The organism is Pseudomonas sp. LBUM1673 (assembly GCF_059695645.1).
Map to the genome: position 1 here is coordinate 6,362,283 of NZ_CP166780.1, position 19,497 is coordinate 6,381,779.

The 19,497-nt window shown below is 59.6% G+C and carries 20 protein-coding genes; 7 read left to right on the top strand and 13 right to left on the bottom strand.

The features are described 5' to 3' along the window. Positions 1-73: 73 nt before the first annotated feature. Positions 74-856, bottom strand: a complete 783-nt coding sequence (locus ACA044_RS29145; protein WP_497444330.1) for a sulfite exporter TauE/SafE family protein — start codon at positions 854-856, stop codon at positions 74-76. A gap of 134 nt (positions 857-990) precedes the next feature. Between ACA044_RS29145 and ACA044_RS29150 the strand changes: the two genes are divergently transcribed. Then, entirely contained in the window at positions 991-1,737 is a 747-nt protein-coding gene (locus ACA044_RS29150) for an NRDE family protein (protein ID WP_497444331.1), read from the top strand. Between the two features lie 160 nt (positions 1,738-1,897). Here the strand turns inward: ACA044_RS29150 and ptsP are convergent, their stop codons facing one another. Both ptsP and ACA044_RS29160 read right to left on the bottom strand, forming a co-directional pair. Beyond that, complete coding sequence (gene ptsP, locus ACA044_RS29155) at positions 1,898-4,177, bottom strand: phosphoenolpyruvate--protein phosphotransferase (RefSeq protein ID WP_497444332.1); 2,280 nt, start codon at positions 4,175-4,177, stop codon at positions 1,898-1,900. Positions 4,178-4,199: 22 nt separating this feature from the next. Beyond that, the gene (locus ACA044_RS29160; protein WP_007897732.1) at positions 4,200-4,679 is read right to left on the bottom strand and encodes an RNA pyrophosphohydrolase; all 480 of its coding nucleotides are present in this window, start codon (positions 4,677-4,679) and stop codon (positions 4,200-4,202) included. Between the two features lie 143 nt (positions 4,680-4,822). Here ACA044_RS29160 and ACA044_RS29165 point away from each other — a divergent pair, with 143 nt between their 5' ends. Continuing rightward, a complete protein-coding gene (locus tag ACA044_RS29165; protein ID WP_497444333.1) occupies positions 4,823-5,479 on the top strand; it encodes a histidinol-phosphatase in 657 nt (218 codons plus the stop codon). Between the two features lie 120 nt (positions 5,480-5,599). Here ACA044_RS29165 and ACA044_RS29170 read toward each other — a convergent pair whose 3' ends face one another. After that, positions 5,600-6,028, bottom strand: coding sequence for a DUF2269 domain-containing protein (locus ACA044_RS29170; RefSeq protein ID WP_497444334.1), 429 nt, complete (start codon positions 6,026-6,028; stop codon positions 5,600-5,602). Positions 6,029-6,067: 39 nt separating this feature from the next. Further along, a complete protein-coding gene (gene ilvA / locus ACA044_RS29175) occupies positions 6,068-7,582 on the bottom strand; it encodes a threonine ammonia-lyase, biosynthetic (RefSeq protein ID WP_497444335.1) in 1,515 nt (504 codons plus the stop codon). Positions 7,583-7,917: 335 nt separating this feature from the next. Here ilvA and rpiA point away from each other — a divergent pair, with 335 nt between their 5' ends. Beyond that, positions 7,918-8,592: a ribose-5-phosphate isomerase RpiA gene (gene rpiA / locus ACA044_RS29180; RefSeq protein ID WP_497444336.1), complete on the top strand. Its 675-nt coding sequence runs from the start codon at positions 7,918-7,920 to the stop codon at positions 8,590-8,592. Positions 8,593-8,736: 144 nt separating this feature from the next. Here rpiA and ACA044_RS29185 read toward each other — a convergent pair whose 3' ends face one another. The 4 genes from ACA044_RS29185 to ACA044_RS29200 all read right to left on the bottom strand — a co-directional run bounded on the left by ACA044_RS29185 (position 8,737) and on the right by ACA044_RS29200 (position 12,961). Continuing rightward, positions 8,737-9,654, bottom strand: coding sequence for an SdiA-regulated domain-containing protein (locus tag ACA044_RS29185; RefSeq protein WP_497444337.1), 918 nt, complete (start codon positions 9,652-9,654; stop codon positions 8,737-8,739). A 97-nt stretch (positions 9,655-9,751) separates the two neighbouring features. Continuing rightward, positions 9,752-10,681, bottom strand: a complete 930-nt coding sequence (locus ACA044_RS29190; RefSeq protein ID WP_497444338.1) for an SdiA-regulated domain-containing protein — start codon at positions 10,679-10,681, stop codon at positions 9,752-9,754. 183 nt (positions 10,682-10,864) lie between these two features. Next, positions 10,865-11,530, bottom strand: coding sequence for a fumarylacetoacetate hydrolase family protein (locus tag ACA044_RS29195; RefSeq protein WP_497444339.1), 666 nt, complete (start codon positions 11,528-11,530; stop codon positions 10,865-10,867). A 36-nt stretch (positions 11,531-11,566) separates the two neighbouring features. Further along, the gene (locus tag ACA044_RS29200) at positions 11,567-12,961 is read right to left on the bottom strand and encodes a D-2-hydroxyglutarate dehydrogenase (RefSeq protein WP_032835036.1); all 1,395 of its coding nucleotides are present in this window, start codon (positions 12,959-12,961) and stop codon (positions 11,567-11,569) included. Positions 12,962-13,163: 202 nt separating this feature from the next. Here ACA044_RS29200 and serA point away from each other — a divergent pair, with 202 nt between their 5' ends. Then, positions 13,164-14,393 carry a phosphoglycerate dehydrogenase gene (serA, locus tag ACA044_RS29205; protein ID WP_497444340.1) on the top strand — a complete coding sequence of 410 codons (1,230 nt, stop codon included), beginning with the start codon at positions 13,164-13,166 and terminating at the stop codon, positions 14,391-14,393. A gap of 77 nt (positions 14,394-14,470) precedes the next feature. On the opposite strand, the gene ACA044_RS29210 is transcribed toward serA, so the two are convergent. Then, positions 14,471-14,896, bottom strand: coding sequence for a DUF4399 domain-containing protein (locus ACA044_RS29210; protein ID WP_497444341.1), 426 nt, complete (start codon positions 14,894-14,896; stop codon positions 14,471-14,473). A 135-nt stretch (positions 14,897-15,031) separates the two neighbouring features. On the opposite strand from ACA044_RS29210, the gene ACA044_RS29215 reads away from it, so the two are divergent. Then, positions 15,032-15,619 carry a transporter substrate-binding domain-containing protein gene (locus ACA044_RS29215; RefSeq protein ID WP_497444342.1) on the top strand — a complete coding sequence of 196 codons (588 nt, stop codon included), beginning with the start codon at positions 15,032-15,034 and terminating at the stop codon, positions 15,617-15,619. Between the two features lie 124 nt (positions 15,620-15,743). Here ACA044_RS29215 and ACA044_RS29220 read toward each other — a convergent pair whose 3' ends face one another. After that, entirely contained in the window at positions 15,744-16,229 is a 486-nt protein-coding gene (locus ACA044_RS29220) for a 2-thiouracil desulfurase family protein (protein WP_497444343.1), read from the bottom strand. 2 nt (positions 16,230-16,231) lie between these two features. Further along, entirely contained in the window at positions 16,232-16,864 is a 633-nt protein-coding gene (locus ACA044_RS29225) for a 2OG-Fe(II) oxygenase (protein WP_497444344.1), read from the bottom strand. A 133-nt stretch (positions 16,865-16,997) separates the two neighbouring features. Between ACA044_RS29225 and ACA044_RS29230 the strand changes: the two genes are divergently transcribed. Next, positions 16,998-17,750: a DUF2059 domain-containing protein gene (locus tag ACA044_RS29230; RefSeq protein WP_497444345.1), complete on the top strand. Its 753-nt coding sequence runs from the start codon at positions 16,998-17,000 to the stop codon at positions 17,748-17,750. Between the two features lie 120 nt (positions 17,751-17,870). On the opposite strand, the gene bipL is transcribed toward ACA044_RS29230, so the two are convergent. Further along, the gene (bipL, locus tag ACA044_RS29235) at positions 17,871-18,818 is read right to left on the bottom strand and encodes a phospholipase BipL (RefSeq protein WP_497444346.1); all 948 of its coding nucleotides are present in this window, start codon (positions 18,816-18,818) and stop codon (positions 17,871-17,873) included. A gap of 97 nt (positions 18,819-18,915) precedes the next feature. Between bipL and ACA044_RS29240 the strand changes: the two genes are divergently transcribed. Continuing rightward, the gene (locus tag ACA044_RS29240) at positions 18,916-19,494 is read left to right on the top strand and encodes a DUF6436 domain-containing protein (protein WP_497444347.1); all 579 of its coding nucleotides are present in this window, start codon (positions 18,916-18,918) and stop codon (positions 19,492-19,494) included. Positions 19,495-19,497: the final 3 nt, after the last annotated feature.

Sequence of the window (19,497 nt, forward strand, 5' to 3'; positions counted from 1 at the left end):
TCGTTAGAGTTGAAACCTTCAAATTCCCGGGCGACGCTGTCACGCCAGGATTAAGCCAGGATTGCGTTATGCGTCAGAGCAAGAAGCTCAAGCCGACGCAAAACAGCAAAGCGGCAAACAGTCTTTTCAGCAAGCGCGGTGAAAGCGTGTGGGCCAGTCGCGCACCGAGGCGGGCGAAGACCATGCTGGTCAGGGCGATCCCCAACAGCGCCGGCAAATAAACAAAACCGAGACTATGGGCCGGCAGCAATGGATCGTGCCAGCCCAGAATCATGAAACTTAATGCACTGGCCAAGGCGATCGGCAGGCCACAGGCCGACGAAGTGGCCACCGCTTGCTGCATCGGCACGCTGCGCCAGGTCAGGAACGGCACGGTCAACGAGCCGCCGCCAATCCCGAAAATCGCCGAGGCCCAGCCAATGACACTGCCAGCCACGGTCAGACCGACTTTGCCCGGCACCGTTCGGCTGGCCTTGGGTTTGAAGTCCAAAGCGAGTTGAACGGCGATGATCAGCGCAAATACACCAATGATCTTCTGCAAATTCGGCCCGGAAATCGCTTCGGCAGTCAGCGCGCCGAAACCGGCACCGATCAGAATGCCGAGGGTCATCCAGGCAAAAATCGGCCAACGCACAGCGCCGCGGCGATGGTGCTCGCGAATCGCATTGACCGACGTAAAGATGATCGTCGCCAGCGAGGTACCGACTGCCAGATGCGTCAGGATCGAGGCATCAAATCCCTGCAAGGTGAAACTGAACACCAGCACCGGAACAATGATGATCCCGCCGCCTACTCCAAACAGCCCGGCCAGCACGCCCGCACAGGCGCCCAGCGCCAGATAGAGCAGAAATTCCATGGCCGCATCCCCAAGCATCCCGAATCAGGAGCGGCATGGTAACGGATGCATGGCCTCGGGCTCCACTGTGGATGGCGATGGATCGATGAGCGATGTCTGCGTAGAGTGAGCAAAAAACACACAAGGACCACCTTATGTGCCTGATTGTTTTTGCCTGGCGGCCGGGTCATGCCCAGCCGCTGATCGTAGCGGCCAACCGCGACGAATTCTATGCCCGACCCAGCCTGCCCCTGGCGCAATGGCCGCAAGCCCCGCACGTGTATGCCGGTCGCGACCTTGAGGCTGGCGGTACGTGGCTCGGTGTCGGCGCCAACGGGCGCTTTGCCGCGCTGACCAACATCCGTGATCCCCTTCAGCCGCCGGCACCCAAGTCGCGGGGAGAACTGGTGGCACGGTTTCTCAGCACAGATATGCCAATTGAAGACTATTTAGAGGACGTTGTCGGACGTTCGCCTGAATACGCCGGGTTTAATCTGTTGATCGGCAATAGCAACGAGCTATGGCACTTCAATGCCCGGGAGACGGAGGCCGCCATGCTCAAACCTGGCATTTACGGGTTATCGAACGCGGGGCTGGATACGCCGTGGCCAAAAGTGCTCAAAGCCAAGGCAGCATTGAGCGAGGTGTTGGACGATCCGCAGCCGCAGGCGCTATTGGCCTTGCTCAGCGATCCGCAGACGGCGCCGCTTGCCGAGCTGCCGGACACCGGCGTGGGGCAGGCTACCGAGACGTTGTTGTCGAGTGTGTTTATCAAGAGCCCCACTTACGGGACACGGGCAAGCACGGCGTTGATCGTTCAGGCGGATGGAGGGCGGGTGATGGTAGAACGGAGTTTCGGGCCGTATGGGGGGCATTTGGGGGAAGTGGAGATCAGGATCTGAAGGTCGGACGATAAACTGTGGCGAGGGAGCTTGCTCCCGTTGGAGTGCGAAGCACTCCCGACCCGGCCAATACGTTCTTCCAGAAAGATCGCATCGGCCGGATTACGACTGCTTCGCAGCCGAACGGGAGCAAGCTCCCTCGCCACAGGCCCTCAGCGTTTTAGAGGGTTTTGACCGAAGCCGGATTAATCATCCGCGCCAACCCAAGGTTTTTCAGCGCCAACTGCAACGAGCTGTGGATAACTTGCGGGTTGTCGATGGTCATCAGCTCCGCCAGCAACTCCTTGGCCTTGCTCAGATTGATCTGACGCAGCATCCACTTCACTTTCGGCAAGTTGGTGGCGTTCATCGACAAGCTGTCGAAACCCATCGCCATCAACAACACCGCCGCCGCCGGGTCACCGGCCATTTCACCGCAGATACTCACAGGCTTGCCTTCGGCATGGGCATCGCGCACCACGCTCTGCAAGGCCTGCAACACTGCCGGGTGCAGGTAGTCGTAGAGGTCGGCCACCCGCGGGTTGTTACGGTCCACGGCCAGCAGGTACTGGGTCAGGTCGTTGGAACCGACCGACAGGAAGTCCACTTGCCGAGCCAGTTCCTTGGTCTGATACACCGCCGCCGGAATCTCGATCATCACGCCAATCGGCGGCATAGGCACGTCGCAGCCTTCGTCGCGGACTTCGCCCCAGGCCCGGTGAATCAGGTGCAGGGCTTCTTCCAGCTCGTGGGTGCCGGAGATCATCGGCAGCAGAATCCGCAGGTTGTTCAAGCCTTCGCTGGCCTTGAGCATGGCGCGGGTCTGCACCAGGAAAATTTCCGGATGATCGAGCGTGACGCGAATACCGCGCCAGCCGAGGAACGGGTTGTCTTCCTTGATCGGGAAGTACGACAGCGACTTGTCGCCGCCGATGTCCAGACTGCGCATGGTCACTGGCTGCGGGTGGAACGCGGCGAGTTGCTCGCGATAGATCGCCAGTTGCTCCTTTTCGCTCGGGAAACGCTGGTTGATCATGAACGGCACTTCGGTGCGGTACAGACCCACGCCTTCGGCACCGCGCTTCTGCGCCCGCGCCACGTCCGCCAGCAAGCCGGTGTTGACCCACAGCGGCATGCGGTGACCATCAACCGTTACGCACGGCAGGTCCCGCAATGCGTCCAGCCCCAGGGCCAGTTGTTTCTCTTCCTCGACCACATCGGCGAACTGCTTGCGCAGCACGTCGCTCGGATTGGTATAGACCTCGCCGTGGTAGCCGTCGACGATCATCTGGATGCCGTCGACCTTGGAGTACGGCAGGTCAACCAGGCCCATCACCGTCGGAATACCCATGGCACGCGCCAGGATCGCCACGTGGGAGTTACCGGAACCGAGTACCGACACCAGCCCCACCAGCTTGCCTTCCGGCACCTCGCCGAGCATCGCCGGCGTCAGTTCTTCGCTGACCAGAATGGTGTTGTCGGGGTAGACCAGCGTCTGCTGCCGCTCTTCCTGCAGATAAGCCAGCAAGCGCCGACCGAGGTCTTTGACGTCCGAGGCGCGCTCACGCAGATAGGCGTCGTCCATCAATTCGAATCGGTTGACGTGTTCGGTGACCACTTGACGCAACGCGCCCTGAGCCCACTGACCGGTCTTGATCACCGTGGTGATTTCGCTGCCGAGCGAGGCATCGTCGAGCATCATCAGATAAACGTCGAACAGCGCCCGTTCTTCAGGCCGTAACTGCGTTGCCAGCTTGGCCGACAAGGCACGCATGTCGGCGCGCACGCCCTCGATGGCAGTCTTGAACAACCCAAGTTCTGCGCCGATATCGGTGATGGTCTTGTCCGGCACCACATCCAGATCGGCCGGTGGCAGCATGACAACCGCTGTACCGACCGCCGCGCCCGGCGAACCCGGTACGCCGACGAACTTTGCTTCCTGGATACCTTTGCCCTGACGGCCCAGGCCACGGATGGAGCCCGTGGCCTCGGCATGGGCGATAACACCAGCAAGCTGCGCGCTCATGGTCACGAGGAAGGCTTCTTCACCTTCATCGAACTGGCGGCGTTCTTTTTGCTGAATGACCAACACGCCGACGACGCGACGGTGGTGAATGATCGGCGCGCCGAGGAACGAGGCGTAGCGTTCTTCACCGGTCTCGGCGAAGTAACGGTAGCGCGGGTGATCCGCGGCGTTTTCGAGGTTCAGGGGTTCTTCACGCGTGCCGACCAGGCCGACCAGACCTTCGTTGGGTGCCATGCTGACTTTACCGATCGAGCGCTTGTTCAAGCCCTCGGTGGCCATCAGCACGAAGCGGTTGGTCTCTGGATCAAGCAGGTAGACCGAGCAGACCTGGCTGCCCATGGCCTCTTTGACGCGCAACACAATAATCCCCAACGCCGCCTTGAGATCCTTAGCGGAGTTAACTTCCTGGACGATCTTGCGCAGCGTATTGAGCATGGCTCGGGGTCGAACTCCGTCGTCAGTCGCGCGCTAAAAGGCGCGGGGCAAGCTCTTTGAGAGCGCGTCGATACACCTCGCGCTTGAATGTCACCACCTGGCCCAACGGATACCAATAACTGACCCAGCGCCAGCCATCGAATTCCGGTTTACCGGTCAAATCCATCCGCACCCGCTGCTCGTTGGAGATCAGGCGCAGGAGAAACCATTTCTGTTTCTGGCCGATGCACAGCGGTTGGCTGTGCGTCCTGACCAAACGTTGCGGCAAACGATAGCGCAACCAGCCCCGGGTGCAGGCGAGAATTTCAACATCTTCGCGCTCCAGGCCCACTTCTTCGTTCAACTCGCGGTACAAGGCGTCTTCCGGTGTCTCCTGGGGGTTGATTCCTCCCTGTGGAAACTGCCAGGCATCTTGATTGATACGGCGAGCCCATAGCACCTGGCCAGCATCATTCGTCAGAATGATCCCGACATTGGGGCGGAAACCATCGGGGTCGATCACGGCAACAACCTCGCAAACGCATGTCGCCGCATTGTTCCACAAAGGTTGTGAAAGCAGCAACGAGCCGACCTACCTTATGTGCACTCTTGTGAAAAGTCCGTATTCTGGACGCCTTTCTACAGACTTTTCAGCGAGTAACTGCAATGCGGCTGGCTTTATTCGACTTGGACAACACGCTACTGGGCGGTGACAGTGATCACGCTTGGGGCGATTACCTGTGCGAACGCGGCTTCCTTGACGCCGTCGCCTACAAAGCACGCAACGACGAGTTCTATCAGGATTACCTGGCCGGCAAGCTGGATAACGACGCGTACCTGAACTTCTGCCTGGAAGTCCTCGGCCGCACCGAAATGGCCACCCTGGATCAATGGCACCTGGACTACATGCGCGACTGCATCGAACCGATCGTACTGCCCAAGGGTATCGAACTGTTGGCTCAACACCGTGAGGCTGGCGACAAGCTGGTGATCATCACCGCCACCAACCGCTTTGTAACCGGGCCAATTGCAGCACGTCTAGGCGTTGAAACCCTGATCGCCACCGAATGCGAAATGATCGACGGCCGATACAGTGGGCGCAGCACCGACATCCCGTGCTTCCGTGAGGGCAAGGTGGCACGGTTGAATCGCTGGCTGGAAGAAACCGGGCACAATCTGGAAGACAGCTACTTCTACAGCGATTCGATGAATGATTTGCCGTTGCTGGAGCAGGTGGCGAATCCGATCGCTGTCGATCCGGATCCTAACCTGCGGGCCGAGGCTGAGAAGCGGGGTTGGCCGGTGATTTCGTTGCGCGATTGAAATCGCCTTCGCGGGCAAGCCTCGCTCCTACAGGATTTGTGTTGGTCGCCGGAAATGGACACGACGCATAATCTGTAGGAGCGAGGCTTGCCCGCGAAGAGCTCGACTCGGTCTGAAGCCTTACACCGGCTTGGCACCCATCAACCCCGCAATGGCGACAAAACAGACAAAGCTGAACAACGCCAACGCAACTGTAAACTTCCCACTTCCCCCAGCGGGCGCCGTGCGCAGCCGATTGAGCCGCACCAGCAACCAGAACCAGCCCAACGCCGCCACGGTGTAAAGCGCACTGGAAGCCAACAGCCAAGTCTGCCCCAACGGCCAGCCCACCAGATGCACCATCCACCAGCCGGTGAACGGCATGCTCAGCAGTGCCAGCCCCATCACTACCCAGACAAATATCTGCGGTCGCTGCAAGGTGCGAGCATGGGCCGTCGCATCACCGTTACGGCGTGTACGCCAGACCCAGATCGCCAGCCCCAATGCGCTGATCAACAGCAGCACCGTCGCCACCATGTGCGCCACTTTCAGGGCGGTTAACGTTTCCATTGTTTGATTTCCTTATGGCCTGCTCGTCAGCGTAGCCGCTCAGCCGAGAAACAGCTTATAGGCTGGATTGTCGCTTTCGTCCCAGTACGGGTAGCCGATTTCTTCCAGCGCGGCCGGTACCAGATGACGCTCGTCGTGCGGCACTTGCAGGCCCGCGACCACACGACCATCGGCCGCGCCGTGGTTGCGGTAGTGGAACATCGAAATGTTCCAGCGCCCGCCGAGCTTGTTGAGGAAGTTGAACAACGCACCCGGACGCTCCGGGAACTCGAAGCGCAGCACCACTTCATCGACAACCTGGGCGGCACGCCCGCCAACCATATGGCGAATGTGCAACTTGGCCAGTTCGTTGTCGGTGAGGTCGAGCACCGGGAAACCCTGTTCGGTGAGACTGGCGAGCAGCGCACTGCGCGGGTCGTTTTCCGGGTGCGTCTGCACGCCGACAAAGATGTGCGCTTCGCTGCCGGTGTTGTAGCGGTAATTGAATTCGGTGATCTGGCGCTTGCCAATGGCTTCGCAGAACGCCTTGAAGCTGCCCGGCTTCTCGGGAATGGTCACGGCGATGATGGCTTCGCGGCCCTCACCCAGTTCGGCGCGCTCGGCGACGTGACGCAGGCGGTCGAAGTTGACGTTGGCACCAGAGTCGATGGCCACGAAGGTGTGACCGGTGACGCCACGTTGCTCGACGTACTTTTTGATTCCGGCCACGCCCAAGGCACCGGCAGGTTCAGTGATCGAGCGGGTATCGTCGTAGATATCCTTGATTGCGGCGCAAATCTCGTCGGTGCTGACGGTGATCACTTCATCAACGTAGTCTTTACAGATAGCGAAGGTGTGCTGGCCGATCTGCGCCACCGCAACGCCGTCGGCAAAGAGACCCACGGTTGGCAGCACCACGCGCTCGCCGGCCGCCATGGCGGCTTGCAGGCAGTTGGAGTCATCCGGTTCGACGCCGATGATTTTGATGTCCGGGCGCAGGTATTTCACGTATGCCGCGATCCCGGCGATCAGCCCGCCGCCACCCACCGGAACGAAAATCGCATCCAGACGCCCCGGATGCTGGCGCAGAATCTCCATGGCCACCGTGCCCTGCCCGGCAATGGTGTGGGGATCATCGTAAGGGTGAATGTAGACGTAGCCTTTCTCATCGACCAGTTTCAGCGAGTAGGCCAGGGCTTCCGGGAACGAATCCCCGTGCAGCACCACTTTGCCGCCGCGCGAACGTACGCCTTCGACCTTGATCTCCGGGGTGGTCTTAGGCATCACGATAATCGCTTTCACGCCCAATACCTTGGCCGCCAGGGCCAGGCCTTGCGCATGGTTGCCCGCCGACGCGGTGACCACACCGCGAGCGCGCTCTTCATCGCTGAGCTGAGTCAGCTTGTTGTACGCGCCGCGAATCTTGAACGAGAACACCGGCTGCAAGTCTTCACGCTTGAGCCAGATATCGTTGCCCAGCCGCTCGGAGAGCTGGCGGGCAGTCTGCAATGGGGTTTCTACGGCAACGTCATAAACGCGCGAGGTGAGGATCTTTTTGACGTACTGTTCGAGCATCGGAAAGCATCACTGAGCGGGTTGGGCAGGGCCAAGGAGTCTAACCCGGCTTTTGGGTGGGCGACCACACTAAACAGATGGTTTTAGACACTCGCAAACGCTGGAGACTCGTTGTGGCGAGGGAGCTTGCTCCCGCTGGAGTGCGAAGCGCTCCCCAAAACAGGCAACCCGTTCTTTCAGGCACACTGTATCAGCAGGTTTTACGACTGCTGCGCAGCCGAGCGGGAGCAAGCTCCCTCGCCACAAAAGCAACCCGCCAATCGGGCAATGACCTTCCCCATCGCGAGGCCTATAATGCCGGCCTTTCGTCCCCCTTTCGGCACCTCGGAGCCCGTATGACCCAGGATCAACTCAAACAGGCAGTGGCCCAGGCCGCCGTCGACTTCATCCTTGCGAAACTCGACGACAAGAGCATCGTCGGGGTCGGCACCGGCTCCACCGCCAACTGCTTCATCGATGCCCTGGCCAAGCACAAAGGCGCGTTCGATGGCGCGGTCGCCAGTTCCGAAGCGACCGCTGCGCGCCTCAAGGGCCACGGCATTCCGGTGTATGAACTCAATACCGTCAGCGACCTGGAGTTCTACGTCGACGGCGCCGACGAAAGCGACGAGCACCTGCACCTGATCAAGGGCGGCGGCGCGGCCCTGACCCGCGAGAAGATCGTGGCGGCCGTGGCCAAGACCTTCATCTGTATCGCCGACGCCAGCAAACTGGTGCCGGTGCTCGGTGCGTTCCCGCTGCCGGTGGAAGTGATCCCGATGGCCCGTAGCCATGTGGCCCGCGAACTGGTGAAGCTCGGCGGCGACCCGGTTTACCGCGAAGGCGTACTGACCGACAACGGCAACATCATCCTCGATGTGTTCAACATGCAGATCACCAACCCGGTGGAGCTTGAAACACAAATCAACGCCATCGTCGGCGTGGTCACCAACGGTTTGTTCGCCGCCCGGCCGGCCGACGTTCTGCTGCTGGGCACGAGCGAAGGCGTGAAAACCCTGCGCGCCGAGTAAGCCGAATACAAAATTTGTGATCGACACTCATCCCCCTGTGGGAGCGGGCTTGCTCGCGAAGAGGCCGTGTCAGTCGATAGAGATGTCGGCTGACAGTGCGCTTTCGCGAGCAAGCCCGCTCCCACATTTGTTTTGGGGTGCTTGTTAGTTTTGTGTTGGTTTCTTGAATACGTAGAAAAGGTTCGGTTCGCTGACGAGGTACATCGTGCCGTCGTCGTCCATCGCGATACCTTCCGCTTGCGGCACAGTCTTGTGCAATCCCTGACGCCCCTTGCTCAGTGACATGGTGCTCAGCGGCCGTCCGTCGACATCCAGCTCCAGAATCAATCGCGACTCATCAGACAGCGCCAGCAGATGACCGCTGCGCTCGTCGTATTGCAGGCTCGACAGGTCTCGCACGAACATCCCGGCATCGCGCTTGGGGTTGTTCACCACATGCACCGCGTAGGATTTTTCCGGGTTGTAGTGTGGAAAGCCCTGCACCTCGTAAATCAGCATCGGATCGCGCTCCTTGGCGACAAACAAGCGCTTGCCCACCGAGTCATAGGCCAACCCTTCGAAACCCTTGTTGCCACTCATGTGCACGCCGAGGGTCATCTGCTCGGCGTCCGCGGCATCGAGGAACGTCGTGTCCTTCTCCAGATGAATCTTAATCAGCCGTTGCTCGCGCTCGTCGGTGATCACGTAAGTGTCAGCGCTGATGAACTCCACCGCCTCCGGGTCGCCAAACCCGACCAGCGCCACACGCCGCAGGATTTTGCCCTCCAGGGACAACTCGATCAATTCGGCGTTTTTATTGGTGACGGTGAACAGGCTTTTGCGCACGGGATCGAAGGTCAGCGCGGAAACATCATCGTCCAGACCGTCAATGACTCGCGCCTCGATCGCTACCTGATACTGATCCAGACCGATGGACTGGGTATTCATCGGCTGCCATAGCGCCTGCACATTGAACCAGGTGCGCTCGAACAGGCGCAGGTGCTGACCGACGGCAACCAGCACGATCAGCGCGATTACCGACAGGATCAACATCAAGGGTTTGGGACGGGCAAGTCGGCGCATTCAGGCAAGCTCGAAAACAGGGCGGGCTGATGAAATACCACGGCAGTATGAATTCAAGCTTAATGGCCAGTGGCCTGCGACCACAACTATCGAACGCCTACTGTTGTTTTTCGAAGCGGTAGAACAGGTTCGGTTCGCTCACCATATACAACGTGCCTGCTTCGTCCATGGTCACGCCTTCGGCACGGGGAATGGTTTTCTTCAGACCATTGAAACCACCGAGCAAGGTCATGAAACTGACTTGCTCACCGTTCTCGTCCAACTCCAGCAACAAGTGAGAATCGGCGGACAGCACCAGGGTGTGGCCGGTGCGCGGGTCGATGGCCAGGGCCGACAGGTTGCGGATGTCCAGCTCATCGCTGGACAGCTTTTGCTTGTCGCCCTTGAGGATTTGGCTGCCGTCGCTTTTCCAGTTGAACAGCGCCGGCGGACGCTCTTCACCCAGCAGCAATTGCTGCTTGTGCGCATCCCAGGCGATCGCCTCGAAGGCTTTGTTCTGGTCGTTCGACGAGCCGAGATCGTATTTCGGGAAATTGGCGATGTTCAGCTCGCGAGTATCGGCATCGACCTTGACGATGGAGAGCAGGTGCGCACGCTCATCGACAATCGCCAGCAAACCATTGCCCATGGCCGTCACCCCTTCCGGGTTGCTCCAACCCACCAGCGGCATCTTGCGCAACACATCGCCCTGCAACGTCAGCTCGACCAGGAACGGCTTTTTGCCCATCACTGCAAACAGGGTTTTGGTTTGAGGGTCGTAAGACACGTCCGATGCTTCGTCCTTCTCCATGCCCGGCAGCAGTTTGGCGTCGATCACCGCCCGGTAATCCGGCAGCCAGATACTCTCTTTGCGCTCGGCCGGGCTTTCGAAACGCTCCAGCACCCAAAGCACACCGCGGTCATCCCAGTGCATCGCAAACACGAGGCTATACACCGCAGCCGCCACCAGCAAAAGCCAGGAATACCAACGCACAACGAAGCGCGAGCGGCGGGCAGTTTTCAGCTTGGGCAACGGTTGGGTGGCCATGCAGGGATGTGTTCCAGAAATTCAGGCTATGGGTAATAACACATTGGGACTGGCTCAGACGCCAGACGCCCCGGAATTATCCAGACACGATGTGAAAAAAACGGGAAATGGCGGGAAAGCCCTATGCGGGCAGATGCGATATGCAGGGAGGATCACAAAACCAATGTGGGGTTTTGCGTTGGGTCAGCGGACGCTGCTGGTGAAGCTGCTGGCGCCTGGCAATTCAATCACCAGCTCATCGCCGACATTCAGCGGGCCAACGCCCACCGGTGTGCCGGTGAGGATCACGTCACCTGCCTGCAGCGAGAAGCAGCCGGCCATGTACTGGATCATCGGCACGATCGGGTTCAGCATGTCCTCGCTGTTGCCATCCTGGCGGACTTCGCCGTTGATGGTCAGACGGATGCCGATGTCGGTCAGGTCGGCAAAAGTACTGCCGGCCACGAACGGCGCAATCACTGCCGCGCCATCGAAAGACTTGGCGATTTCCCATGGCAGGCCTTTGGATTTCAGCTCGGCCTGCTTGTCGCGCAGGGTCAAGTCCAGGGCCGGAGCAAAACCGGAGATGGCATCCAGCACTTCTTCACGGCTCGGTTTGGTCGACAACGGCTTGCCGATCAACACGGCGATTTCCGCTTCGTAATGCACTGAGCCACGTTCGGTTGGAATGCTGAAACTGCCTTCCAGTGGCACCACACAACTGCCCGGCTTGATGAACAGCAGTGGTTCGGTAGGCACCGGGTTGTCCAGTTCCTTGGCGTGTTCGGCGTAGTTGCGGCCGATGCACACCACTTTCCCCAGCGGGAAGTGAATACGCGTACCGTCGACATACTGGTGCTGATAGCTCATTACCGACTCCTGCTTCGTGCTCTTAAATTCGAAGAATCAAACAGCGAAAATCTTGCCCGGGTTCATGATGCCGTTCGGATCAAACACCGCTTTGACGGCTTTCATGTACTCGATCTCAACCGGCGAGCGACTGTAGGTCAAGTAGTCACGCTTGGTCATGCCCACACCGTGTTCGGCGGAAATCGAACCGTTGTATTTCTCGACGGTTTCGAACACCCACTTGTTGACGGTGGCGCACTTGGCGAAGAACTCGTCCTTGCTCAGGTTATCCGGCTTGAGGATGTTCAAGTGCAGGTTGCCGTCGCCGATGTGACCGAACCAGACGATTTCGAAATCCGGGTAATGTTCGCCGACGATCGCGTCGATTTCCTTCAGGAATCCCGGGACTTTCGACACAGTGACCGAAATGTCGTTTTTGTACGGCGTCCAGTGGGAAATGGTTTCGGAGATGTATTCGCGCAGCTTCCAGAGGTTCTGCAACTGGGTTTCACTCTGGCTCATTACGCCGTCCAGCACCCAGCCTTGCTCGACGCAGTGCTCGAAGGTTTCCAGGGCGTGGTTGGCCACTTCTTCAGTGGTCGCTTCGAATTCCAGCAGCGCGTAGAACGGGCAATCGGATTCGAACGGCGCCGGCACATCGCCACGTGCCATGACCTTGGCCAACGCTTTATCGGAGAAAAATTCGAATGCAGTCAGGTCCAGTTTGCTCTGGAACGCGTGCAATACCGGCATGATCGAATCGAAATCAGCAGTACCGAGGACCATCGCTGTGAGGTTTTTCGGTGCACGGTCCAGACGCATGGTGGCCTCGACCACAAAGCCCAGGGTGCCTTCGGCGCCGATGAACAGCTGACGCAGGTCGTAACCGGTGGCGTTCTTGATCAGGTCTTTGTTCAGCTCCAGCAGATCGCCCTTGCCGGTGACGACCTTCATGCCGGCCACCCAGTTGCGGGTCATGCCGTAGCGAATCACCTTGATCCCGCCAGCATTGGTGCCGATATTGCCGCCAATCTGGCTGGAACCGGCCGACGCGAAGTCCACCGGGTAGTACAGGCCGTGTTCTTCGGCCTTGTTCTGCAATTGCTCGGTGACCACCCCCGGCTGACAAACAGCCGTGCGGTCAGTGAGGTTCACGTCGAGGATCTGGTTCATGTAGTCGAAGGACACGACCACTTCGCCATTGGCCGCCACCGCAGCAGCGGAAAGCCCGGTACGACCGCCGGAAGGCACCAGCGCAACCTTGTGCTCATTGGCCCAACGGACAATGGCCTGGACTTGCTCAGTGGTCTTGGGGAACACAATGGCCGTCGGGGCCGGGGCGAAATGCTTGGTCCAATCCTTGCCATAAGCATTCAGGGAGTCGGCGTCGGTCAGCACCTTACCAGGCTCAACCAGGGTCTTCAGCTCATCAATCAGGGCAGGATTGGTCATCGACAGAACTCTCGAACAATTCATGGTCATCCTGAGGACGCTTCACGTCGCAGGAATGAGTGTTTAGCGGGGTGCATATGCTAGCATACCGACCCCGCAGGATAGTGCCCAAAGGCTGTTCTGCGGCGACGGCTTTCTTGCCGTCCGGGTCAGCATCTGCTGACTTCCTGCCAATTTTTCTCCGGGACACAGGTTTACGCAGATGAGCAAGACTTCTCTCGATAAGAGCAAGATCAAGTTCCTTCTTCTCGAAGGCGTCCACCAATCGGCTGTCGACGTCCTCAAGGCGGCGGGCTACACCAGCATCGAGTACCTCACAGGTTCTCTGCCGGAAGCCCAGCTGAAGGAAAAGATCGCTGATGCTCACTTCATCGGCATTCGCTCCCGCACTCAACTGACCGAAGAGATCTTCGATCACGCGAAGAAGCTGGTGGCTGTCGGCTGTTTCTGCATCGGCACCAACCAGGTCAACCTCAACGCGGCTCGCGAACGCGGCATCGCGGTATTCAACGCGCCGTACTCCAACACTCGCTCCGTAGCCGAGCTGGTATTGGCCGAAGCGATCCTGTTGCTGCGCGGCATCCCTGAGAAGAACGCTTCCTGCCACCGTGGCGGCTGGATCAAAAGCGCAGCCAACTCCTTCGAAATCCGGGGCAAGAAGCTGGGTATCGTCGGTTACGGCTCGATCGGTACCCAATTGTCTGTTCTGGCAGAAGGCTTAGGGATGCAAGTGTACTTCTACGACACCGTGACCAAGCTGCCACTGGGCAACGCCACTCAGGTCGGCAATCTGAACGAGCTGTTGGGCATGTCCGACATCGTCACCCTGCACGTTCCGGAAACCGCTGCCACTCAGTGGATGATCGGCGAGAAGGAAATCCGCGCCATCAAGAAGGGCGGCATCCTGATCAACGCTGCTCGCGGCACCGTGGTCGAACTGGACGCCCTGGCGGACGCGATCAAGGACAAGCACCTGATCGGCGCGGCCATCGACGTATTCCCGGTAGAGCCGCGCTCTAACGAAGAAGAGTTCGAAAGCCCGCTGCGAGGCCTGGACAACGTGATCCTGACCCCGCACATCGGTGGTTCCACCGCTGAAGCGCAGGCCAACATCGGTCTGGAAGTGGCGGAAAAACTGGTCAAGTACAGCGACAACGGTACTTCGGTATCGTCCGTGAACTTCCCGGAAGTGGCCCTGCCGGCTCACCCTGGCAAGCACCGCCTGCTGCACATCCACGAGAACATTCCGGGTGTGATGAGCGAGATCAACAAGGTGTTCGCTGAAAACGGCATCAACATTTCCGGTCAGTTCCTGCAGACCAACGAGAAAGTCGGCTACGTCGTGATCGACGTCGATGCCGAGTACTCGGACCTGGCGCAAGAGAAGCTGCAGCACATCAACGGCACCATTCGTTGCCGCGTGTTGTTCTGATCGCTACTTGAGCGACAAAAAAGGGAGCTCCTCGGAGCTCCCTTTTTTACGGCTGCTTTTTCATGGCTGTGGAAAAGTTACTTCACAGTCACGGTGATTTTCTTCGAAACGATTGGCGGATCGAACGGCAGGTGACCGCTGTCGCCCAGCTCAAGCTGCAAGGTGTGCTTGCCCGGTGCCAGTTTGATTTCAGCCTGGGTCTGCGCCTTGCCGAAGTGCATATGGTTGGCATCCGCTGGAATCGGAGCACCGGCGGCCGGTAGTTTGTCGACATCGATCAGCAAATGGTGATGGCCGGTGTTTTTGGTGACGTCACCCGCTGGCGCCAACGCAATGTTCTCGACGGCGAACTTGACGATGAAGGTTTGCGCAACCGTGGCACCGTCCGCAGGAGAAACGATGGACACTTCTGCACCTTTGGGCGCCGGTGTAGCAGCAGCTGCCAGCATCGAAGCCCCCATCAGCAGGCCAGCCAATGCTGCTCGTGACATAAAGCTTTTCATTCTCTTCTCCAGTTTTTCCGTAAAATTCGCTCGACCGTGACAACTTCACGGCCATTCGTTGTCGAAGGCACACGACAACCATAGCAAAGCGAGCCTGAACAGCGCGTCGCGATAAATGAATTCAAAGGAGTGACCATGCGCTTTTTGCCTGGCCTGATCTGCCTGCTGCCCCTTTTGAGCCCTTTGGCTCATGCCGAACTGATGGATGATGTAAACGACCGCGGCGAATTGCGCATTGCCCTTGAGGCTAATACACCGCCCTTCAATTTCAAGGATGACGACAAACTGACCGGCTTCGAGGTCGAGTTGGGTCAACTGCTGGCCGGTGAGCTGGATGTACGGGCCGACTTCGTCGTCACCGATTCCGGCGACCTGTTGACCGGCGTCGAAAGCGGCAAGTACGACGTGGCCATCAATCACATAGCACAGACCCCGGACCTGAAGGATCGTTTCGACTTCAGCGAACCTTACAGCTACGCCGATGCGCAATTGCTCGCGCAGAAAGAAGAGCAGCCACGCCCGTTGGTGCTGGTGCAATCGCTGAAGGAAGAAGAACCGAAGGCCGGCCCGCCGGTGAGCCTGGCGATTCCGTTTCAGAAGGGTAACCCGGCGTTTCATGCCAGCCTCGAAAACGCCTTGCAGCGGATCAAGGGGGATGGCCGATTGGAAGGGTTGTCGCAAAAGTGGTTCGGGGCGGATACGAGTGTGGCGCCGAAACCATAAGGCACTGAAGATTTAATGTGGGAGCGGGCTTGCTCGCGAATACGGTGTGTCAGGCAACATTGATGTCGACTGACACTCCCTCTTCGCGAGCAAGCCCGCTCCCACATGGGTTTTGGGCAGGCCGCTAGTTCAGGGCTGCCAGAGCCTGTGCCGCTTCGACCAACTCCAGCTCGCTGAAAACCTGGACGCCATTGCGCTTGAGCAATGCCGCGGTGACACCCTCACCGCTGACCTTCACGCCGCTGAACGTCCCGTCATAGGTCAGCAGATTCCCGCAGGAGGGGCTGTTGGCCTTGAGCACGGCAATACGGATGCCATGCTGTTGCACCAGTTCCAGCGCCTGATAGGCCCCCGAAAGAAACTCGGCACTGACGTCCTTGCCCTCGGTGCTGATGACCGATGCAAGGCCATCAAGCACTTCACCGCCCTGCCCACCGGGAATCTCCGCCGCGGCCCTTGGCGTCGGCAACCCGCCAGCGACTTCCGGGCACAACGGCACCACCCGGCCTTCGGCAATCCACTGCTCCAATAGATAGAACAGCCCACTGGCCCCGCCGTCATAACGGACGCGGTGACCGAGCAAACAGCGACTTACCAGAATCTTTTGCATGATCAGAACGGCTCGTTGCCACGACGGCGGAACCAACCCGTCAACGACAGGCGTTCTCGGGTCGCGGGCAGGACTTCGTGGGGCACCTCGCCCGACAGGAACACTACCAGGCATCCGCCGGTGGGCACCACATCATGTTCGACGCCTTCGTCCAGGTACATGCGCAACTGACCGCCATGCTCGGGTAGCCAAGCGTCATTGAGGTAGATCACCGCCGAGACCATGCGCCGGTCGTCGTCGCGGAAACGGTCGACATGCTTGAGATAGAAAGCACCGGGCGGATACAGGGCGAAATGGCTTTCGAAATCTTCCAGGCCCAGAAACAAACCGCGATTCATCGCCTCGCGCAGGCTGTCCATCAACCCCAGATAGCGGTCGCAAGCCTCGGCCTGACCGGGCTCGAGCCACTGGATATGGTCACCGCGAATGCCCTCACGAATCTCCGAAAACGGCCCGCGCCCCACGGCGGCCGGTGCGAGCTCGCCCTCGGTGGCACGTTTGCGGCACTCGGCCGCCAGTGCCCGGGTCAGATCCAGAGGCAGGAAAATATTCTGCCGCGACCAGCCGCGTGTAGCCAGGTCATCGACGATACGTAACAGCAGCGGGTGATCAGAGGGTATGTGCATGGCGCGCATAATATTCCTGTGCCCGCAAATCCGACAGAGCCGCGCAGCGGAGGATTGGTCGGATAAGGCACTCAACCTGATACGAATTCTCGACAAGTACGAATGCCGCACGGAGAATAGTCGGCTGCTGACAGGAGTCCCTATGCGTCGCTTGCTTTTCTCACTGCTGATGTTCTGCGTTTTGCCCGCCTGGGCAGACGGCCACGACCAGTTGTACAAGGTCGCCGGTTGGCCAGAACAACGCGCGCATTTCAACGATGCGCTCTCGGCCGCTCAGCAGCGTTATCAGAACAGCCTGCCGCCAGCGGTGTTTCAGGCCCTGGTCAACAACAGCAATCAGCGTTTCGCCCCCAAATCCATGGATCAGCGTGCCGAAGCGCAACTGCGCAAGAAGCTCACCGACCCGAAACCTGCGCTGACCTTCTTTCAATCGCCCCTGGGCAAGAAAATCGTCGCCGCCGAGCTGCTGGCAACCCGTCGCGATCAATTGGCGAAAAACGCCAAGGGCTTGCCGAAAATGCAGGCCAGCGATACCCGCCAGCTGATCATCGGCCACCTCGCCCAGGCCCTCCCCGCCCGCGAGGCCGGCGCTGAAGTCAGCCTGGCGATCGCTGGCGTGGCGGCCGACAGCCTGAGCTCGATGATCCCCGGCCTGCTCGGCGGCGGACAGGCTCAAGGCATGTTGAACGGTCAGCGCCAGCGCCTGATGGAGCAGATCGGCGCCGACCTGAACAACACGCTGCTGTATGTCTACCGCGACCTGTCGGATGACGAACTGGAAGAGTTCGCGACCTTTGCCGAGTCCATTGAAGGCAAGGCTTACTATCAGGCCGCACTGGCGGCGATTCGGGCGGGGTTGGCGGTGGGGCAGAGTACGTCGAGCCTTACCCAATAATCTGCAACGACCGGTAGATCGCTATCGCGAGCAGGCTCGCTCCCACAGTTGACCGGGTTGCCCAGCCAGACACGGTCTAATGTGGGAGCGAGCCTGCTCGCGATAGGGTCGCAATGGCCACTAAAGATTCCGCCCCTTCATCCGCCTGGTCAAAAACCCGAAATACTCCTGCCGCAAACCCGGCGTCTCATTCGCCAGATGATGCCGTGCCTCAGGCAGCATCAGCACCTGAGGCCGATCGAACTTGCCTCGCAATACGTCAAGGTTGTGCTCCCAATCCACGGTCATGTCCGCCTGCCCCTGCACAATCAGCGGTCGCCGTGGGCTGCTCGGTGCCGCTTCGATACGCTTGATCCACCGCCCCAGCGCGCCGACCCAGGCCGTTGACAGACGCAGCGGTTGCAGCGGATCGGCTTGCAGGAACGCCAGGAAGTCAGGGTCGTTGGAGTTCTCGCTGAAACGCCGGGCGATGCCTTTGACGAACGGCTTGAGCAGGTAATAACTGAGCTGCGACCAGCCCCAGGCTCGCGGCCGCACCAATGGCGACAGCAAAATCACTTGTCCCTGGGCGGGACTGTTCGCGCCCTGATTGAGCACATGATCGATCACGATCGCCCCGCCAGTGCTTTGCCCACACAGGTGCCAGGGCTGCGGAAGGCCCAGCGATTGCGCCTCGGCCAACAGCCCTTGCAGCGTGCTCTGATACTCGGCGAAGTCCTTGATGCTCGCCCGTTCGCCACTGGACAGGCCATGCCCTGGCAGGTCACAGGCGATCACCGCAAAACCCTGGTCCAGCGCCCACTCGATCACATGCCGATAGAGCCCGGTGTGATCGTAGAAGCCGTGAAACAGAAACAGCGTCGCCTTCGCCCGCTCGGGCCACCAGAGCTGGCTGACCACTTCATAGCCATCGACCTCGAAACGCCCCAGGCCACTGCGCAAGGTTCGCTGCGGGAAATCCAGCCCATAAAAATTCTGATAGGCCATGGCCTCGCTCGACAGCGGCTGCCACTCGGCCAATGGCCGTAGGCTGGCACGCAAATGATCGGGATCGAAAGTGGCGGACATGGGCTATTCCAGAGCGCGAAACGGACTTTATGGGCCTGCGATATTCATCTGTCGCGGCAAGCATGGCAAGCTAGCCGACCTTCGAGGATTGAAACCCATGCGTCCGGCCTACCGCACCACACTGCTTGCCAGCCTGCTCGCCCTTGTGTGTGCCGGCGTGCTGTGGGCCGCCTATGACTGGTTTCAGGGGCGCTACTTGCGCGCCTTCAGTTCGCACACTGCGGTGTTCTCCGGCGATCCATTGCGCCTGCCGGACGAACTGGCCGGCCCCGGCGCCATTCGCCTGGTGCACTTCTGGGACCCGGCCTGCCCGTGCAATGTCGGCAACCAACAACACCTGACCGAATTGGTTGAGCAGTATGGGCCGCAGGGCGTCGAGTTCTATGCGGTACAAAAGCCCGGCAGTCACGGTCAGTTGCCCAGCACCTTGAGCCGCCTTAAAACCCTCACCGTCCTGCCAGGTTCCGAACAGATTCCTGCCAGCCCGGCGGTGGCGATCTGGGACCGCAGCGGCCAGCTGGCGTATTTCGGTCCGTACAGCGAAGGCCTGACCTGCAATTCAAGCAACAGTTTTATCGAGCCCATCCTGCAAGCGCTGAACGAAGGCCGGACGGTGAACGCCACCCACACACTGGCGGTGGGTTGCTACTGCCCGTGGCCTGCGCAGGTGAAGTAAGGC

Excerpts from the sequence above, each read along its gene's own strand:
- ACA044_RS29145 (WP_497444330.1), bottom strand. The coding sequence starts at position 856 with ATGGAATTTCTGCTCTATCTGGCGCTGGGCGCCTGTGCGGGCGTGCTG.
- ACA044_RS29150 (WP_497444331.1), top strand. The coding sequence starts at position 991 with ATGTGCCTGATTGTTTTTGCCTGGCGGCCGGGTCATGCCCAGCCGCTG.
- ptsP (WP_497444332.1), bottom strand. The coding sequence starts at position 4,177 with ATGCTCAATACGCTGCGCAAGATCGTCCAGGAAGTTAACTCCGCTAAG.
- ACA044_RS29165 (WP_497444333.1), top strand. The coding sequence starts at position 4,823 with ATGCGGCTGGCTTTATTCGACTTGGACAACACGCTACTGGGCGGTGAC.
- ACA044_RS29170 (WP_497444334.1), bottom strand. The coding sequence starts at position 6,028 with ATGGAAACGTTAACCGCCCTGAAAGTGGCGCACATGGTGGCGACGGTG.
- ilvA (WP_497444335.1), bottom strand. The coding sequence starts at position 7,582 with ATGCTCGAACAGTACGTCAAAAAGATCCTCACCTCGCGCGTTTATGAC.
- rpiA (WP_497444336.1), top strand. The coding sequence starts at position 7,918 with ATGACCCAGGATCAACTCAAACAGGCAGTGGCCCAGGCCGCCGTCGAC.
- ACA044_RS29185 (WP_497444337.1), bottom strand. The coding sequence starts at position 9,654 with ATGCGCCGACTTGCCCGTCCCAAACCCTTGATGTTGATCCTGTCGGTA.
- ACA044_RS29190 (WP_497444338.1), bottom strand. The coding sequence starts at position 10,681 with ATGGCCACCCAACCGTTGCCCAAGCTGAAAACTGCCCGCCGCTCGCGC.
- ACA044_RS29195 (WP_497444339.1), bottom strand. The coding sequence starts at position 11,530 with ATGAGCTATCAGCACCAGTATGTCGACGGTACGCGTATTCACTTCCCG.
- ACA044_RS29200 (WP_032835036.1), bottom strand. The coding sequence starts at position 12,961 with ATGACCAATCCTGCCCTGATTGATGAGCTGAAGACCCTGGTTGAGCCT.
- serA (WP_497444340.1), top strand. The coding sequence starts at position 13,164 with ATGAGCAAGACTTCTCTCGATAAGAGCAAGATCAAGTTCCTTCTTCTC.
- ACA044_RS29210 (WP_497444341.1), bottom strand. The coding sequence starts at position 14,896 with ATGAAAAGCTTTATGTCACGAGCAGCATTGGCTGGCCTGCTGATGGGG.
- ACA044_RS29215 (WP_497444342.1), top strand. The coding sequence starts at position 15,032 with ATGCGCTTTTTGCCTGGCCTGATCTGCCTGCTGCCCCTTTTGAGCCCT.
- ACA044_RS29220 (WP_497444343.1), bottom strand. The coding sequence starts at position 16,229 with ATGCAAAAGATTCTGGTAAGTCGCTGTTTGCTCGGTCACCGCGTCCGT.
- ACA044_RS29225 (WP_497444344.1), bottom strand. The coding sequence starts at position 16,864 with ATGCGCGCCATGCACATACCCTCTGATCACCCGCTGCTGTTACGTATC.
- ACA044_RS29230 (WP_497444345.1), top strand. The coding sequence starts at position 16,998 with ATGCGTCGCTTGCTTTTCTCACTGCTGATGTTCTGCGTTTTGCCCGCC.
- bipL (WP_497444346.1), bottom strand. The coding sequence starts at position 18,818 with ATGTCCGCCACTTTCGATCCCGATCATTTGCGTGCCAGCCTACGGCCA.
- ACA044_RS29240 (WP_497444347.1), top strand. The coding sequence starts at position 18,916 with ATGCGTCCGGCCTACCGCACCACACTGCTTGCCAGCCTGCTCGCCCTT.